Origin of the sequence: Ulvibacterium sp., from assembly GCF_965248315.1 — a bacterium.
Taxonomy (GTDB): domain Bacteria; phylum Bacteroidota; class Bacteroidia; order Flavobacteriales; family Flavobacteriaceae; genus Ulvibacterium.
This window is the reverse complement of the sequence record NZ_CBDFIX010000002.1, coordinates 1980576-1998679: the sequence shown is the minus strand read 5'-3', so window position 1 is coordinate 1998679 and position 18104 is coordinate 1980576. Positions and strand designations below refer to the sequence as shown.

15 protein-coding genes are annotated in these 18104 nt (G+C 43.4%); 2 read left to right on the top strand and 13 right to left on the bottom strand.

What is annotated here, in order from left to right:
- Window positions 1-83: 83 nt before the first annotated feature.
- Genes ACP2AF_RS10165 through ACP2AF_RS10150 form a run of 4 tightly spaced genes read right to left on the bottom strand, consistent with a single transcriptional unit; the run spans window position 84 to window position 4463 of the window.
- A complete protein-coding gene (locus ACP2AF_RS10165) occupies window positions 84-1031 on the bottom strand; it encodes a GDP-L-fucose synthase family protein (RefSeq protein WP_425236047.1) in 948 nt (315 codons plus the stop codon).
- Window positions 1032-2147 (bottom strand): GDP-mannose 4,6-dehydratase, encoded by a 1116-nt coding sequence (gene gmd, locus ACP2AF_RS10160; RefSeq protein ID WP_425236046.1) that lies wholly within the window; start codon window positions 2145-2147, stop codon window positions 1032-1034.
- Window positions 2144-3019 (bottom strand): dTDP-4-dehydrorhamnose reductase, encoded by an 876-nt coding sequence (gene rfbD, locus ACP2AF_RS10155; RefSeq protein WP_425236045.1) that lies wholly within the window; start codon window positions 3017-3019, stop codon window positions 2144-2146. Before rfbD ends, gmd begins: the two co-directional genes overlap by 4 nt.
- Before the next feature lie 58 nt (window positions 3020-3077).
- Complete coding sequence (locus ACP2AF_RS10150; RefSeq protein ID WP_425236044.1) at window positions 3078-4463, bottom strand: MraY family glycosyltransferase; 1386 nt, start codon at window positions 4461-4463, stop codon at window positions 3078-3080.
- Window positions 4464-4987: 524 nt separating this feature from the next.
- On the opposite strand from ACP2AF_RS10150, the gene ACP2AF_RS10145 reads away from it, so the two are divergent.
- On the top strand, window positions 4988-6007 hold the full coding sequence (locus tag ACP2AF_RS10145; protein ID WP_425236043.1) for a cadherin repeat domain-containing protein: 1020 nt from the start codon (window positions 4988-4990) through the stop codon (window positions 6005-6007).
- Window positions 6008-6016: 9 nt separating this feature from the next.
- Here ACP2AF_RS10145 and ACP2AF_RS10140 read toward each other — a convergent pair whose 3' ends face one another.
- The 6 genes from ACP2AF_RS10140 to ACP2AF_RS10115 form a co-directional block, all read right to left on the bottom strand.
- Window positions 6017-8110 (bottom strand): alpha-L-fucosidase, encoded by a 2094-nt coding sequence (locus ACP2AF_RS10140; protein ID WP_425236042.1) that lies wholly within the window; start codon window positions 8108-8110, stop codon window positions 6017-6019.
- A 10-nt stretch (window positions 8111-8120) separates the two neighbouring features.
- Window positions 8121-10277, bottom strand: a complete 2157-nt coding sequence (locus ACP2AF_RS10135) for an alpha-galactosidase (RefSeq protein ID WP_425236041.1) — start codon at window positions 10275-10277, stop codon at window positions 8121-8123.
- A gap of 1 nt (window position 10278) precedes the next feature.
- Window positions 10279-11814: a sulfatase gene (locus tag ACP2AF_RS10130; protein WP_425236040.1), complete on the bottom strand. Its 1536-nt coding sequence runs from the start codon at window positions 11812-11814 to the stop codon at window positions 10279-10281.
- 25 nt (window positions 11815-11839) lie between these two features.
- The gene (locus tag ACP2AF_RS10125; RefSeq protein WP_425236039.1) at window positions 11840-13453 is read right to left on the bottom strand and encodes a sulfatase family protein; all 1614 of its coding nucleotides are present in this window, start codon (window positions 13451-13453) and stop codon (window positions 11840-11842) included.
- A gap of 53 nt (window positions 13454-13506) precedes the next feature.
- Window positions 13507-14262 carry a lysostaphin resistance A-like protein gene (locus ACP2AF_RS10120; RefSeq protein WP_425236038.1) on the bottom strand — a complete coding sequence of 252 codons (756 nt, stop codon included), beginning with the start codon at window positions 14260-14262 and terminating at the stop codon, window positions 13507-13509.
- Between the two features lie 118 nt (window positions 14263-14380).
- A complete protein-coding gene (locus ACP2AF_RS10115) occupies window positions 14381-15487 on the bottom strand; it encodes a helix-turn-helix domain-containing protein (RefSeq protein WP_425236037.1) in 1107 nt (368 codons plus the stop codon).
- 189 nt (window positions 15488-15676) lie between these two features.
- Here ACP2AF_RS10115 and ACP2AF_RS10110 point away from each other — a divergent pair, with 189 nt between their 5' ends.
- Window positions 15677-17068 (top strand): exonuclease domain-containing protein, encoded by a 1392-nt coding sequence (locus ACP2AF_RS10110; RefSeq protein WP_425236036.1) that lies wholly within the window; start codon window positions 15677-15679, stop codon window positions 17066-17068.
- Window positions 17069-17159: 91 nt separating this feature from the next.
- Here the strand turns inward: ACP2AF_RS10110 and ACP2AF_RS10105 are convergent, their stop codons facing one another.
- The 3 genes from ACP2AF_RS10105 to ACP2AF_RS10095 all read right to left on the bottom strand — a co-directional run bounded on the left by ACP2AF_RS10105 (window position 17160) and on the right by ACP2AF_RS10095 (window position 17984).
- A complete protein-coding gene (locus ACP2AF_RS10105) occupies window positions 17160-17342 on the bottom strand; it encodes a hypothetical protein (RefSeq protein ID WP_425236035.1) in 183 nt (60 codons plus the stop codon).
- 183 nt (window positions 17343-17525) lie between these two features.
- Window positions 17526-17663, bottom strand: coding sequence for a hypothetical protein (locus ACP2AF_RS10100; protein ID WP_425236034.1), 138 nt, complete (start codon window positions 17661-17663; stop codon window positions 17526-17528).
- Between the two features lie 114 nt (window positions 17664-17777).
- Window positions 17778-17984: a YgaP family membrane protein gene (locus ACP2AF_RS10095; RefSeq protein ID WP_425236033.1), complete on the bottom strand. Its 207-nt coding sequence runs from the start codon at window positions 17982-17984 to the stop codon at window positions 17778-17780.
- Window positions 17985-18104 lie beyond the last annotated feature (120 nt).

Genomic DNA, 18104 nt, shown 5'->3' with positions numbered 1-18104 from the left:
CCTTAAATAAAAATGACCAAAAAATATGTTTTGTAATCCCAAAAGTACGTTCACTCTTAATACCCAAGAATTCCAATAAATTTCTAAACATTCCCTTGCAATTCGTCCTTAGTTTCCAAAAACCACTCAAACGTCTCCCTAATCCCGTCTTCCAAAGCTATCCGTACCTCCCAACCCAAGGCCCGTAAGCGGGAGACCTCCATCAATTTGCGTGGGGTACCATCAGGTTTTTCACGATTCCATAGAATTTCACCAGAATGTCCCACCACTTTTTGTATCAATAATGCCAAGTCCTTAATGGAAATATCAATTCCCGTACCTACATTGTACAAATGTCCGGGCAATTCGTTTTCCAAGGAAAAGACCACAGCCTTGGCCAAATCGTCTACATGCATGAACTCCCGTAAGGGGGTACCACTACCCCAAAGGGTTACTGGCTTATTTCCATTTTCCTGGGCCTCATGAAATTTTCGGAGCATCGCCGGAAGGACATGGGAGGTTTCCAAATCAAAATTATCATTGGGGCCATATAAATTGGTAGGCATAAGACTTACAAAATACTTACCATGCTGCTGGCGCAACGCCTCGCATAATTTTACCCCGGAGATCTTGGCAATTGCATATCCCTCATTGGTGGGTTCCAAGGGACCTGTCAATAAATAGTCTTCCTTCAAGGGTTGAGGTGCCAATTTTGGGTAGATACAGGAACTCCCTAGAAATATGAACTTTTCTACCTTGCTTTTATGCGACTCATGAATCAGATTATTCTGTATCAACATATTTTCCATCAAAAAACCATATTGATCCTTTGTATTGGCCAAAATACCCCCCACCCTGGCCGCTGCGTCCACCACAATTTCAGGCTTTTCCCTTTGGAAAAAATCGGCAACCGCCTCTTGTTTTCGTAAATCCAGTTCATCGCTGACCTTACCGATAAGATTGGCATAACCTAACTCTCTTAGTGTACGCCAGATAGCTGAACCTACCATGCCGGTATGACCAGCGATATATATTTTGGAGTCTTTCTTCATTTATTCGTAATAATTAAAGGTCGTAAACCCCCCGTGATTAAGATGCTTGTCCTTTTCCATGAGCTTAAGGTCGCTCTGGATCATTTCCTTTACCATGGCCTTTAGGTCATAAATCGGTTCCCATCCCAATTTGGTGCGGGCCTTGGTAGCATCGCCTACCAAAAGGTCTACTTCCGTAGGTCTAAAGTAGCGGGGATCGATCCGTACTACTTCTTTTCCAATAGGCAGTTGATAGTCCACATTTTCACAGGATGCCACCAAAGCTTTTTCCTCTGCTCCTTCTCCTGTGAGCTCCAATTGAATGCCTACCTCGCCAAAAGCCATACGCACCATATCTCGTACCGTGGTGGTTTTTCCCGTGGCAATGACCCAGTCTTCGGGCTCTTCCGCCTGAAGGATCATCCACATCATCCGTACATAGTCCTTGGCATGTCCCCAATCCCGTTGGGCGTTCAAATTTCCCAAATACAAGGTATCCTGAAGGCCCATAGCAATCCGGGAAACGGCCCTGGTTATCTTTCGGGTTACAAAAGTCTCCCCACGGATAGGCGATTCATGATTAAAAAGGATACCGTTGCAGGCGAACATTTCATAGGCTTCCCGGTAGTTGACCGTTATCCAATAGGCGTACAATTTGGCCACTCCGTATGGACTACGGGGATAAAAAGGTGTCTTCTCCGTTTGCGGCACTTCCTGTACCTTGCCATACAACTCCGACGTAGCAGCTTGGTAGATACGTGTTTTCTTTTCAAGCCCCAATAACCGTACGGCATCCAAGATGCGCAAGGTGCCTATACCATCCGCATTTGCCGTATATTCAGGTACTTCAAACGAAACCTGAACATGGCTCATAGCGGCCAGGTTATAAATTTCATCCGGTTGTATTTCCTGAATGAGGCGAATCAAATTGGTACTGTCCGTCATATCCCCGTAGTGCAGGATAAAATTTCGGTCTTCCACATGGGGGTCTTGATACAGATGGTCTATGCGATCTGTATTAAATGAAGACGATCTTCTTTTTAAACCATGTACGATGTATCCTTTTTTTAATAAAAACTCGCTTAAATAGGCCCCATCCTGTCCTGTTACTCCCGTAATAAAAGCTTTCTTGTTCATTGTAGTGTTTTTGACTGCATTTTTAACAAACATCGTTCTAGGGCCTCCTCCCACCCCGGAATTTCCAATCCAAAATCCTTTTTAATTTTTTCCGTATGCAACACACTATACATGGGCCTTTGGGCAGGCGTTGGGTAATCGGTGGTAGGTATTGGGTTTGTCATAACCGGTAGTTGTGCCATTTTAAAAATGGTGTTCGCAAACTCGTACCAACTACATTGTCCGGTATTAGCGTAGTGGTAAATGCCTACATCCTTATTTTTTAGCAAGGGAAGTAGTTGAAGTACCGCTTCAGCGAGGTCTCCTGCATAGGTAGGACGGCCTACTTGATCATGAACCACATTGAGTTCCTCCCTTTCCCTTCCCAGCCGTAGCATGGTCTTAACAAAATTGGCACCATAACTGGAATATACCCAGGAGGTCCGAATGATCAGTGTACGCGCCGGATTAATTTTGAGGATGGCATTTTCGCCATCCAGTTTCGTTCTACCATATACACTTTGCGGATTTGGCGTATCCGTTTCGGTATAGGGCTTAGAGGCAGTGCCTTCAAAAACGTAATCCGTAGAAATATGCACAAAGGTCAAATCCTCTGCTTTGGCGATCTTAGCCAAATTTGCCACGGCCCAATGGTTAATGGCATCCGCTTTTTCCACCTCGGTTTCCGCCTTATCCACAGCGGTGTAGGCTGCGCAATTGATCAGCGCATCAATCTTGTTCTCTACGACAAAACGCGCTACAGCTGCGTGGTCCGTAATATCCAGTTCGTTAACATCCGTAAAAACAAAGGTCTTTCCCGTTTGGGAAGCTGCCAACTCCCGAATCTCAGAACCCAATTGCCCGTTTGCCCCTATGACCCAAATTGTTTTCATATCAAGTAATCAGGTTTTTATATCTTCTGTGTTCTTTAGCTAGAGTCCTATGAGGTTTTTAGGATTGCTTTCGCATACTTCTTCCCACCTTTTTGAAATCTATTGTGGCCGACTTTTTGAAATCCGATAATCGCTTCGAGAGCACTTTTTGTTTTTCAAACTCCTTGATTCCGCTAAAGTAAGGATTAGGGTCGGACAAATCCAACGGGGTCGGTTCCTTTTCCCGAGTTGCATTTTCCATTTGAACCACCCCGGAAGTCTCCGGTACATTTGAATGTGGTTTTTGATCCTCTGTGGTAGTTTTGATCTCGCCATTCAAGACGTCAATTCTTTTTGCTTTTTCAGGGAGATAAAGTGCTTGTTTATCAAAAACCTTTAGAAATGGGACCAGGTATAAGGAAGAGCCTATAACAACACTAATGATCAATTGAAGATTTATATTCAAACCGCCTATCAAAAAGACTAAGCCTATGACAAAAATATTACAAACGCAAATAATCAAGGTGGCCTGCTCATGGGCATTCCCCAAATCCAAAAGACGGTGATGTATATGGTTGCGATCGGCGCTGAACGGACTCCGTTTTTGCCAAACCCGTATACTAAAAACCCGTAAGGTGTCCAACAAGGGATAGGATAAAACGGCCAAAAGGAGCACAGGGGCATTCGAAACCGCTAGGGAAGCCAGGGCATTTTCATTGACCCCAAGAAAAGCAACTCCTTGATAGGTCAATAAGAAGCCTATAAGCAGGGAACCGGAATCGCCCATAAAGAGTTTTTGGGTATTGGACAGGTTGTAATATAAAAATCCGATTACAGAACCGATCAAGGCAAAAGAAACCAATGATAGCAGATACTGCTCATTCAGCAAAAAGAAAATACCGAAAGTAACACTGGAGATTATGGCAATGGACCCGGCCAGCCCATCGATTCCGTCGATAAGATTTACCGCGTTGATCACTAGGATAAACACAAAAAAAGTAAAGAAAACAGAAACCCAATAGGGTAGCTCCCCAATACCCAAAAGTCCTTGAAAGTGGGCAATGCGCACATCGGATAGGAAAATTACCATACTCGCCGCCAAAAGCTGTCCGATTAATTTTTTCTTGGGCGACATGAGTACCAGGTCGTCCTTAACCCCCATAATCAAAAGGAGCAGGGTCCCGGCCAACAGCGACACCAACTGAAGCAGTTCCGGTCTTGACAAATCGGCCAAAACGCCCAACAACATCACCGTTAGGGAAAACACAATGAATAGTCCCATACCCCCTAAGGTAGGCACCTTGTTGGTATGTGCACTACGCTCCTCCGGATCATCCATCAATCCCTTTCTGTTGACCACATAGATAATAATGGGATACAACCGAAAGGAAATCAATAGCGTTACCGCAACCGAGCATGTAGTTAGAAAGTAAAGGTTATCAAATACATAGGGGATTTGTGCCATAGATTGTGGGATTTACAGCGGTTGTGGGTATCATTTTCATATTTATTGGCCGAACATTGCTATGTTCCTTCTCCACCTTAAGTGGCTTTCCGAAAAGCGAGGTATTCATTTTCATGTGGTAATCATTGGGGCGTTAAAACATCTTCCTTCTCGGTGGTTAAAAATACTACTATTTGAACATTTTGTGACCAAATTACCATGCATTTCAACGATTTTATTAATACGTATATAGTTGATTACTAATATTACGAAAGCTATAACGAGAAATCTTTTTTTTCCGTTAAAGACAAAATAGTTATCAAAAAGTTATGAAAAGGCTTACAATCGGTTAATCTATCACCTACTGTTCTCGAATTTCGGTATCAAAACCGTTTTATCAATGCTGTTGTTGCGGCCCGGTTCTCCCAAATATGCCGATAGCAAAGGGGTTTCCGTAGGATATTTCGGGAGATTCATAACCTAATTTTTTCTATATTTATTCCAATCTCCCGTAATAAGAAGGGCTACCAAACTTATACTATGCTATGAAACGATTTTTACCTTACCTCATCGGAATTCTTTTTATGAGCTGTGATTCCGGAGATTCCGGTTCAGACTTGTCAACCAATACTAAAGCCCCAGAGGAAAACCCTATGGTTGAGACCAATACGGCCCCATCCTTTGCGGACCAGACTTTTTTTGTTACGGAAAATACGGGATCCGGTACGGTTATTGGCACACTAGTGGCCTCTGATCCGGACGGTGATGCACTTCAATTTTTAAATCCGGACATCCCAGGCCTGGAACTTAATTTAGCTACCGGGGAATTAAGTTTCTCAGCATTTAGCCCCATCGCCGATTATGAGACCAATGTAGAATTCGAATTCAATGTTACGGTAAGCGATGGCAGAACCAATAGGATGGCGAAGATTACCTTGGTAATCGAGGATACGGATGATGGGCCCCTTACCAATACGGAAAAAGCCATCGTGGAAAGTTTTATAGTTCAAATATTGTTCGATGATACGGAATTTCCATTGTTCAAACGGACGGAAAAAGCGGAAATCTTTTTGTCCGGTTCGGTAACCCCTATTTTGGAAAATATTACACAGACCAGCGTTAACGAATACAACGCTATGTTTTCGGATGGTTTTGAAATAGGCATTACAACGGACTCCCTAGCTGCCAACGTACAACTCTATTCCAGTAGTGTGGAGGATTTGGCCGATAAATGGCCAGAATTCTATGAGCTTGCCCTGGACAATCCCGGACTTGGGGGTATTGCGGGCGGTGATCAAATCTGGATTGCCGATTATGCCCATAATGCGCCCACGTTAAAGCACGAAATGGGTCATATGATCGGGCTGGCGCACTCTCCCCAAAGTCAATGTGCTTTCGGTAGTAATAACAGCATTATGTGCGGAGGCGTTGGCTTGGCAGGTCGTGATTTTACAGAAGTGGACCGAAAGCTTATTAGTTACTATTACCACCCGGATATGCCGAATGAACTTGACGGAAACCTGGTGGAAGAGCGGCTTACGGAAATAATTCTTGCGAACAGATAGAATAGATGCTTATTCTACCGTCAAAACCCCTATCTCACCAAAAGAAGTCCTAAAATCAGGACCATCCACTTGGACTCCCTTTAACTTAATATATCTTGCCTTTGCAGGGGTAAAATCCACCCGTTGCTCAATACGATTGTTGACCACATTGCCAAATTCTCCCGTAGCAGTGGTTTTCCAATCTACACTGTTCCTACTTGTAGAAAATTCATAGACCGTAACAATACCAAAGGGGTAACGCTCCTGAATGGGCCAATAGGTAAAGCCGGTTAGGTCATATACTTTCCCCAAATCGATAACAATTTCTTGAGGAGTGCTACTTCCTTCCTCAGTAGCCCAAAATGTATCGGAGTCATCGTCTATACTAGTACTGGCCCGGCTTAAATCTCCGGATGAGACATGTAGTACCTTCCAATCCTTTTTGGCAATGTCAAAATGCTTTGTCCCAACCGCAGAATGGTCCCCGATGTTGGGGTCAACTGTTATTGCCTTGACAGAAGCGGGGGTACTGAGAAGAAATGGACCTGAATATTTTGTGGAAGTTTTGGAGGGTTCGCTTCCATCCAAGGTATACCGAATTTCAACGGCATCGTCCGGGACTTCAAGTGTCACCAAGCCGTTCTTGTTCCTTTTAATTTGGGGCGGCACCAAAAGATTCGGCGCGCGATACAATTCCAGATTAGCGATGGCCAGTGGTCCCTTTACCTCTAAGAAATTAATTCGAATCCCCGTTGCCTCCACCGTTTTAAATCGCAAGATACGTTTGTACCCTATCGTCGTCTGTCGATCAATCTCCATCCACGTTCCATCTACCTCGGCCTCCAGGCTAAAATTTTGTACACGCTGGCCTAGGGCAATGTATTCTTGGAGCAAAATGCGGTTCACTTCGGTCGGTTTATCAAAACCAATGGTTATTGATGCACCGGTAACACCATCGTTGGTAGACCAATAGGTATCCGGGTTGCCATCAATGGTTTTTTCTACCGAAAACTCGGAGCTATTTTCGCGTTCATCCGTAGCCAATATTTGTTGGCCCTCTGCAAGTTCAGTCGCAAAGTCCTTGTCCAATTGGGTGCGAAGGGCCATTAATTGCTGAACATCTGTCTCATGGACAAGACCTCTATAGTCCACGGGAAGGTTCAGTAATAGGGACGCATTTCTCCCGACCGATTTGTAGTATATATCCAGCAAATGGGGCAAACTCTTCACCTGATGGTCTTCCCTTGGATGATAGTACCAACCCGGACGGATGGAAACATCGGCCTCTGCCGGTAACCAATGTGTTCCGTCCTCATGACCGGAACGCAATTCCTTGTACCTGGGCCATCCGGGATAAATCTCATCTCGGCGCATGATACTCCAATTGGTCGTATTCGCCCAACCTTCCTCATTGCCCACCCAACGGATATCGGGACCGCCATCGCTAAAAATAACGGCGTCTGGCTGCAGCTCCCTTACTAAGGCCACGGCCTTGTCCCATTGGTAATACGTTTTATTATCAATTTTTCGGGTTTCATTGGCTCCACCGTAAAAACCTGAGCCTCCGTTGGCACCATCGAACCAGACTTCGAAAATCGGTCCATAATTGGTTAATAATTCCCGTAACTGCTCATGGAAAACTTTTACATATTCCGGTTTGCCATAATCTTTATGGTTTCTGTCCCATGGGGAAAGGTATACCCCAAACTTAAGTCCATAGGCCTTACAGGCCTCGGAAAGGTCTTTTAACAAATCGCCCTGACCATTTTTCCAAGGGGAATTCACAACAGAATGTTCAGTGGTCTTGGTAGGCCACAGACAAAAGCCGTCATGATGTTTGGCCGTAATAATAATCCCGCGCATACCGGCTTCCTTGGCCACTTTGGCCCATTGCATGGCATCCAGTTCCGAAGGATTGAACTGAGCTGGGGATTCTCCGCCCGTACCCCATTCCATATCCGTAAAGGTATTCATGTTGAAATGGATGAAGGCATAGTACTCCAAATTTTGCCAAGCCAATTGCCGTGCGGAAGGAGTGGGACCAATAGGTGTCGGTGGCTGTACCCGGGAGCATGAAATAGTCCCGATAAACACAAACAATAATAAAAATCGATGTATCCTCATATTCATCTTTTTAGCGTACCACAAACCAAGTAGATGTTGCCGCTGGAATTGTAACTTCCATAGTAATCTCAAAATTTCTACCCAATTCATATTTTTTTTCTTTTCCATCTTCATCCGATACAGTGGCATAATCCGTTAAGCCCGTGTAATACAAGGGAATCTTTATTTTTTCTTGAATATCATTTTGGGTAGGATTGAACAATAACACAAACCCTTTATGCTCCCCTTTTGGGTCAACGTGCATAAAACCGTCCCATGATCGACCATTGGGCCTCCTCAAATGGATAAGATCTGCATTGAGAATCTTACGATACTTCTTATAATGCTGGATCTGTTCTACTACTAGTGCCTTGGTAGCCTCGGTATCATAAAGCCTAGGGCCACGATAACAGGCCTGCACTCCAGACCCATAATTCTGGATCATGTGGGCCTGATAGGCGGACAAATGATCTTTTAAAGGTTCCAAAGTAGCGGCCGCACCGCCCCCGTGATATTCGGTGAGCGGAACAAAGGTCCATGCCATCGAAGGCGCTTTTTCCCAAGTGCCGTCATAGATGTTCTGTCTTCCCAAAACCAGCTGTTGCGACCGGGGTAAGGACCAATTGACCTCACGATATCCGATACCACATTTGTTGGATCCCTGTAGGAAGTAAAAGTCCGGGGCATTTAGGTAAATATCCCTTTCGCGTAGCCAATGATAGAATTCCTGAGTCATGCTCCATTGTTGCCATTGGGAATCCTCATATCCTTTGTGATACTTGTGGGTAGTGGAAGCACAGTAATCTCCAGGATAAGGGCCATCATGCTCTAAAAGGTCAAAGCCAGTACGTTCCAAAAAATACTTGATTTTCTCCAAATAATCGTACCCCCATTCAGAGGCCAGGCAAGGTGCATTTCCAAATTTGGCTCCACCGGGCTTACCCGTTTCCTTATCGATTACATCAATGGAATCCGCAATTTTTCTACTGGAGAACAACGAATACCCGCCCAATTCAATGCCCTTGCCATGGGCATAATCTGCCAGAGCCTTGAATTTTGCAATATTCTCCGGGCTGTTGTCCTCCATATTAAGGCCACTGCCAAAACTTAATATCACCATTTCGTAACCCGTTTCCTCGCATTGGTCTATGGCATTTTTGACCTTATCCTCATCCGTAGTGGTCAAGTGCATAAAAATGGGGTTCTCCGTAGACCACGGTGCCAGTAGGCGATACATTTTTCGCATGGCCAAGGTGTTTCGCTCACGATCGGTTCCTTCCAATAGAAGTTCGTAAGTACGAAAACTTTCAAAGGTGGCACCTTTTTTTAAATCGATATTCGGCCCAACGGGTAATCTACTTATTAGCAAACAAGGGGTCTCCATTTTCCAATTGACCTGAGAGGTATAGGTGGAATCCGTTTCCCAAAAGGTGGTTACATTGGATTCTCCCGAAGTAAACCCTCCAAAAGCATAGTCGCTTTCAACATGAAGGTTCGGGCGTTTCCATGTATTTGGGGTTTCTACCGGGTTTTCCACTTCCGGATTGGCTAAAAGCTCACTTTTAAAGCTATCCAAGCTTAAAGTTTCCAAAGAAATATTCTTGACCACAATCCATTTTGAAACCAAGGGAATAGCATCGTACAGCTCATAATGCACATCAACAACTACCCCTTCCAATTCCGGAGAAGCATGTTGAAACCTCAAAATCAGCTCTTTTCCGGTCGGAACAATTTTTTCGGCCATATGAAGGCGTTTTTGGCCGCTCCATTTTAACTTGGGTCTTATTGATTGAATCGTGTGGTTTTGATACTGAAAGGCATCCGCATCCGAATTCAAATTCTCCAACCATTCCTCCAAAAGATAGCCATGTTCCTTTAGGCCATGTAATCCGCCAATGGCGTATGTTTTCCCATTTAGGGTAACCTCAGCTTCCGGTTGTAGGCTTCTGAGTAGGGTTTCACCTGTAGTTAAATTTTTGAATTCCACCGTGGCCGCATTCGGTGTTACTTTAATTTCACGCCGTACCAGCCCATTGTCCAAAATAATACGGTCCCCTTTTTTAACGACTTCGGCGGTATAAACCGCATTTTCGATAAGCCAATCCTTGGATTTTAATTCATCCTGGCCGTAGCCGGCCAAAGAAATGACCCAGAACATTCCAAGTAACAGAAGACAAGTTTTACTCATACTATAGCAGTTCGATCGGATATTCTACTTGTTCCCCTGTTTTTTTGTCAATGGGCATTTGGGCCTGAACCGATTTTAGGTGATTGGTTAAGGTCTCTGCCAATTCCCTGACCTTTTCGGGATTCTCACCGAACACGTTTTTGGTTTCTCCGATATCTTCTTTCAAGTTGAACAATTCCATGCGCCTATCCGCGTGGAAATAGACAAATTTCCAATCCCCCTTGCGCACCGCACTGGCTGCGCCAATACCTGGACCGTCCGGACCCCATTCGTTGGGGTAATGCCAATACAGGGGACGGATCTCCTCATATTCCCATTCCCCGTTCAATACTTCTACGAAGCTTTCCCCGTCTATTTTCTGTACCGTTTGTAGGCTATCAATTTGGGCCATTTCCAGAATAGTGGGATAAAAATCCTCAATGATTACTTGATAATCGGTCATTGATCCAGGCTTTGTTATTCCCGGCCATTTCACTAACATGGGTTCTCGGATTCCCCCTTCATACATAGAGCCTTTGCCACTGGCCAGAGGTCTGTTATGGGTATGGGGCTCCCCGCCACGTGCATGTGCGCTCAATCCGCCGTTGTCCGACATAAACAAGACTATGGTATTTTCCTCGAGTCCCTTAAGCTCCAAATAATCCATGATGTCGCCCAAGCTTTTGTCCATGCCCTCGACCATGGAGGCATATTTGGCCTCGGTGGAATCCAATCCTTTTTCCAAATACTTCTGTATAAAGCGGTCATCGGCCATTATGGGGGTATGTACTGCATAATGGGACATGTAGAGGAAGAAAGGTTGTTGAGTGGTCGCAACGGAATCAATAGCTTTCAAAGCTTCAAGGGTTATGGCTTCTGTTAAATGGATATTCTTGCCATGATAGGCTTCCAGACCGGGAACCGCCCAAACTTCCTTGCCTTCCTTCCCGTTGCCAAAATTTTCGGTGCCCCAATAACTTTCAGGAGCACCGGCGGCATGGCCGGCAATATTTACATCAAACCCCAAATTCAAGGGTTCTTCTCCCGGTGTCCCGATAGCTCCCAAATGCGCCTTGCCCGCGTGAATTGTAAAATATCCCTTGTCGTGCAAAGCTCGGGGCAGGGGCATGGCATGTACGGCAAGACTATCACCGGAAACCGGGCTCATGCCATTCACATTCCAATAAGGAAAAACTAAGTCGGGATGATTTTTTTCCATTCGCTTTATGGAATCCTTTTCCAATGTCCAGTTGGTCACTCGGTGCCTCGCAGCGTTCATCCCGGTCATTAAACTAATACGGGTAGGTGAACAGACCGGGGTGGCATAGGCCTGAGTAAACTTCATCCCATCCCGTGCCAAACGTTCCATAGAAGGAGTTTTGTAACGGGCATTGAACGGGGTGCTTTGCGTCCAAAATGGAACCGAGGTATCCTGCCAACCCATATCATCTACCAGGAATAATACGATATTTGGAGGGGTTTCAGCTAACTCTTCGGATTTACAAGAAACCAAGAGCATGGACAGACCACCTAAACACAGTACTACTTTACGAATCATTCTTTTGTTTTTATCGCCTTAAATCTTATGGCTCGGGAATCCCAAACTTGGTATCCACGGACAACGGGTTCCATGGCTTACCTTTTAAATCATGGGGTGCGTTGAGTTGTTTTTCCCCAGGTGTGCTCCTACCACGCCCTATATAGGATATCATAAGCTTCTGCAGTTCTTCTGCCTTTCCAGGATTATCAAGATATCGGTTTTTCTGTTCAGCAGCATCTTCGGCAAGGTTATATAATTGAAACTTGGGTAGGTCATTAATTCCTTCCGAATTGGGTTTTGGGTCGCTCCACCCTCCCGATCCGGGACAAAAAATGAGCTTCCAATCCCCCTTTCGAATCGCAAAACTTCCATTTACGGAATGATGTACGGTAGCCTCTCGGGTATATTCATTTTCATGAGACTTCAGCAAAGGAATCAATGAATAACTATCCTCTCCTTCATCACCTTGTAGAGGCAGTTGAATCAAATCCGCACAGGTTGCCAATAAATCCGTATGGCAAATTGTTTTGTCCGAAACGGAACCCGGAGCAACATGTCCCGGCCATTTTACGATAAAGGGCACCCGATGGCCTCCTTCAAAAATATCGGCTTTATGACCGCGATATATGTAACTTGGGTCGTGTCCGAATTCTGCCAGAATCTCATAATCCGCCTGTGGCGAACAGCCATTATCACTCGTAAAAACAATCAAGGTATTGTCTTCAATTCCAGATTCGGCAAGTGTCTGCATTAGCTTTCCTACATAGTCGTCGATCATCATCACAAAGTCGGCATAAGGATTCAATCCGCTCTTTCCCAACCATTCCTCAGTGGGCAAAATTGGGGTGTGTGGGGAAGGCAGGGCCAAATAGAGGAAAAAAGAATCATCATTCCCGGACCTGTTTTTTACGTAGTCAATAGATCTTTGGAAAAAATTGGGTGTTACCTGTTCATGTACAAAATCGGAGGCCGTGGGTCCCTTGCGCCACCAGGTATATTTTCCGGTATCTTCAGTGATAGAATCGACTTTTGAGGTAATCTTCCCATTCTCAACATATACATACGGTGCCATATCCAAAGAGCCTGAATGGCCATAGGCATAATCAAAGCCGAGATCGTTAGGTGTGTGGGTCACCCGCTTGGTGAAATCCAGGTTGTCAAAATCCTCCGGGTTCCAACCGTCACCTTCAATGACATTGGAATCCTTTACTGCCCAGTTCCAACCCAAATGCCATTTTCCGATAAAAGCGGTTTCATAGCCTCCCTTTTTTAGGAGTGATGCCACCGAGGTCCTGTTTTTTGGGATTAGAGCGTTGGATTTTCCGGTCAATACACCTTGTTTAAGCGGGCTACGCCAACTGTAACGCCCGGTAAGGACTCCATAACGGGTGGGTGTGCAAACTGCGGAGGGACTATGGGCATCCGTAAATTTCATTCCGGCTTGAGCTAATTTGTCAATATTCGGGGTCTTTATCTTTCCATCCGGATTGAAGGCCCCTATATCACCATATCCCAAATCGTCCGCAAGAATATAAATGATATTCGGTGGAGTTTCCGGGTTTTCGACCCTAGGTTCCGGTTTCTCCTTACATGAGATGGAATAGAACAGCAAACCAAGGCACCCCAACCTAAGAATACCATACTTTTTTAAATTCATCTGTGTTGGATTTGGCCTAAAAATACATAATCCTTCCCTATCATTCCATTTTTCTAACGTACAATTAGTTCACCCCCACTCGCAGCAAGGTAACCGGCCAAGGCCCCCAAAATGTTAAGCGTACAGTGAATGGTTATCCCGAGATATACATTTTTCTTTTTCCATACCACATAACTGATTACAATACCAACTCCAACAATCGCCAAATAGTTGTGGGGTTGCCAGAAGTGGTAAAGCCCGAACAAAGTGCCGTTTACGACCGGGGCCCATTTTTTAAGATAGGCCATTCTGGGCAAAAGGTACCCCCTAAAGAACAGCTCCTCAACAACCGGCCCCACGATACCGTCAATAAAAATACCGAACAGGAAAACCTTGGCGATCAGATCTATATCGGATGTGCCAAAGCCGGGGTCAAAATACCATTGTGGCAACCATTGGAATACATTATCCTTTAGAAATAATCCCAAAGGGTAGAGGGGCACATAAATTAGGGTACATCCCAAAATACCGATAAATGTCCATTTTAAGTACTGCCATCTTGAGAGTCTTTGTGTGAAGGCAATGACATTTTTCAGGGAGAATTTTCCGTTCAATCGATATCCCTTACGTGCCAAATGTGCCATACCAATGGGAGCCAGTACAAAAACTTCCACAAACAAAAGGGCGGTCAATCCCGGATAGCCCAAATCTACCAGGTATTTGCTAATGAGAATGTATACCAAGGTTATCGCTATACCTGGATAAAAATGGTACCACAACTGTCTTTTTAAAGTAATCTGATCTTCGCTTAAATTGAATATTTTTTCCATGGATACTTGTTTTATGGTTTACCACAAATTTCAAGTATGCAATAAAATCTAGCGACCGATTAAATGAAGTCGAACCCTTTTTTATGGGTTCGATTTTGTATATGTAGAAAGTTGAACGTTAGGTATTCAACTTTAAGAACTCTGATGGGGTAATACCCGTTTTTTTCTTGAATTGCGTGTTAAAAGAGGACTTGGAATTGTAGCCCACCTCATACATCACTTCCAAGACCGTAAGTTTAGGGTCTTTCCGTTCCTTGAAAATTTTTTGCGCCTCTGCTATGCGATAGGTGTTGATCAAGTCAAAAAAACTATGGCCCATGCTATCATTGATTACCTGGGATACTTTTCTACTGGAACACCCAATTGCTTCGGAAAGATGGCCCAAGGTCAAGTCCGATTCCATGAACAATCGTTTCTCTTTTAGGGCAACTTGAATTTTGGTAAAAATCTCTTCAGACTCCTTTAGATCCAGTGGGATTCCAGAATTTCTTTTTACCCCATCCAATTTGGGGATAATAAAAGGTTCGTCCAGGGCATTGAGGATTAGCCTAACTATAAACAGACAGACCAATACCAGAATTACAATCAGACTTATTTCAAAATAAAACTTTAGGGCACTATACTGCAGGATTCCGTTCACAATGGAAATCAGAAGGACAACGACCAGGGCATTCAATAATTTATCCAACCAAACCAAATAGCGTTGGGAAAAGTACCATTCCACATTCTTGGTTACGCGCTTGATCTCTTTTTTGGAAATGTGGATATAATAGAAAAGGTGAACATAGACCAATGCGAAGCCCAGTAGAGATCTAAAATCCTGTTCCATACCTACGATGCCCTTCAATATTTGCATTTTCTGATCCACGGGATGTATATGGTAGACCAGAATCATTGCAAGAATCCCGACAACGAAGGGAATCAAGTGTAAAAGTTGAAAATAATTTGGTCGTTTCTTGGGCGATGTAAGCTGTAGCGTATAGAAATATAACAGGGGACCATATAATAAAATGAGAGGCTCGGCCCATAGTGCAAAATTGGGATAGTTGAGATAAAACCCTTTAAGTAGTAAAACACCATCCAAAAAATCAAGTGCCCAAAGAAAAAAGAAGAGGCCCAGAAGTCTATTCGCCCGTTTATTCCCTTTCTGGGTGACCAAAAGAAAGAGGCCCAGCACTGTGAAAAGGGTAACGGAAATGACGGTAAGCACTAGGATTAGGTCCATGTCCGAAAAGTGGTTCGTAATGAAACAAATGTAAAAAATGATTTCCGTGTTCGGGTAGGTATGTGGAAAATGGACTATTTTTAACTACTAAATCCCGCCGCGAGATATTCATCAAGGATAACTGCGGGGCCACAGTTGGAAAACTGAGCACCAAAACTCCCAGTGATAGGGAATTTTTTAAAACAATTAGTGTATACCATAGTAGACATAGAGACTACCGGAAACGGGATAAAGGGAAACAAGGTTACCGAGATTTCCATTTTTAAGTATGACGGTTATGCCATTGTGGACGAGTTTACCTCATTGGTAAATCCGGAATGTGAGATTCCCTATTTTATCACCGGGCTAACCGGAATTGATAATCAAATGGTCCGTGATGCACCTACTTTTGAAGCTTTGGCTTCAACTATTTTACAGTTTACGGAGGATTGCATTTTTGTGGCCCATAGCGTTAATTTTGATTATAATGTCCTTAAAAACGAGTTTAAGGAAATTGGTCTGGATTTTGTCCGAAAAAAACTATGTACGGTACGCCTTTCGAGAAAACTGTTCCCGGGTTACCATTCCTACAGTCTGGGAAAATTATGTACTTCGCTCAATATTCCCTTAAAAGACAGGCATAGGGCAAGAGGAGATGCCCATGCCACTGTTTTATTGTTTCAAAAATTACTACGTGCCCATGGAGCGGAAAAGGTTTTCAAAACATTTCTCAACGCCCGTTCACAAGAAGCTACCTTACCTCCTTCCCTACCTAAAGATGTTTTTGAAAATTTGCCTACCCAACCCGGTATCTATTATTTTAAAAATGCCAAGGGAAAAATCATCTATGTGGGGAAGGCCATAAATATCAAAAAAAGGGTGTTGAGCCATTTTTATGACAAGGCCAACAAGGAAGTGCAAATGTGCCAAGAGACCAACCATATCGATTTTGAACTTTCCGGTAGTAACCTTCTAGCGCTTCTTATGGAATCTGCCGCCATAAAAAAACATTTTCCGGAGTACAATCGGTCCCAAAAAAGAAATTTGCGCCCCTATGGCATTTTTAGTTATGAGGACAGAAAGGGTATCCTACATTTGGCCTTTAATCATCTGAAAATGGTACCCAATGCCCTGTCCACTTTTTACAGTCCAACGGACTGCAGATTGTATTTGGAGGAGTTATGCGAGACCTTTGGTCTTTGTCCCAAGTACTGCCATTTGCAGGAAAATGTAAACAGCTGTTCCCACTACCGTGTTACATCCTGTGACGGAGTCTGTAGGGGAACGGAATCTATATCCGAATATAATGACAAAGTACAAGCGGCCCTGATGCATATTCGTTCAAAAAAATCGGACTTCATTATAAAGCAAAAAGGAAGAACCCCTATGGAAGATGCCTTTGTTTTAGTGCGCAACGATACCTATCTAGGTTATGGGTTTGTTGCAAAGGATATGGATATAAGCTCGTTCGAGGATTTGGAAACCTTTCTATTGCCCCAGAAAGACACCTTGGAAGTTAAAGGCATCCTTACATCTTTTTTAAACAAAATGAAAGGAAACACGTTGGTGGAATCTTACTTCACCGAAAATACCCGAGTCTAGTCTCCCATTTTCCGATACATGCGAATTATAAAAAGGAGCCATATCATAAATATGACGGCCACAAAAATGGAATATATCAAAATAAAATCCACTACTTTTTATACTTTAAATAATTCATAAAACCCAATATGGTCGGTGCCCAGAATGCCACAAAAATGGCATCCAATTTTTTTCCGCTTAGAAATAGATATTCCGAGACAACGATAATGGAAAGTACTACAAGAAGTAATATACAATTCATCACCCCTACCCGCTCAATAAAATTTTTAAACATTCAAGTAAAGTAATTCCTGTTAAAGATACGTATTAGTTTGCTGCGATTCCCTTATAACATTAAGATTTTATTAACATTTAGAGGATTCGGAAAGATACGGATTATGAATTAATGCATTCCAATAAAAAGAAATAGAATGGGCTGAAAAAATGAAAGCTTAGATGAACGGATATGAAGAAGGATTTAAGTTTGGCCCTCATCTTTTTTACCGCTATTCATAAGGCTTACCAAAATAGCTATCAAAGCAATGACCACAAGGGCAAAGACACCTATCATAACTATACCGTTGCTCCAGTTCACCAAAGGAAGTAGTGTTTGCATCTTTAAAGGTTTAGATTATTCTGCCGGCTAAAATAAACCAGGAGAATTTCTTAAAACATGATATAAATCAACTAACAAGATTTTCTCCCGATATAGCTTTCCCATTTTGATCATTTACTTTTTAAGGCCACAGGTATTTAATCCAAAGATACCGTACAACGGGCAAAAGCTGACAAGGCTGGTCAAAACAAAAATGGCCGCCAGTGCCAATAGGATATAGGAAAATGTTCCCTGTACCACCTCAAAATAGACCAAAAGTCCGGCCGCTATGGCCAATAGAATACGAACGACCTTATCGGTACCTCCCATATTTTTTTTCATCTCAAATTGTTTTTGTTAATGATTCAACTACCCATACCGTTGCGGTAACAATACCAACACATATAAGGCAAACCAAAAAAATTTTACCAGCTTGGTTTAATTTCATGAACACAAATTATA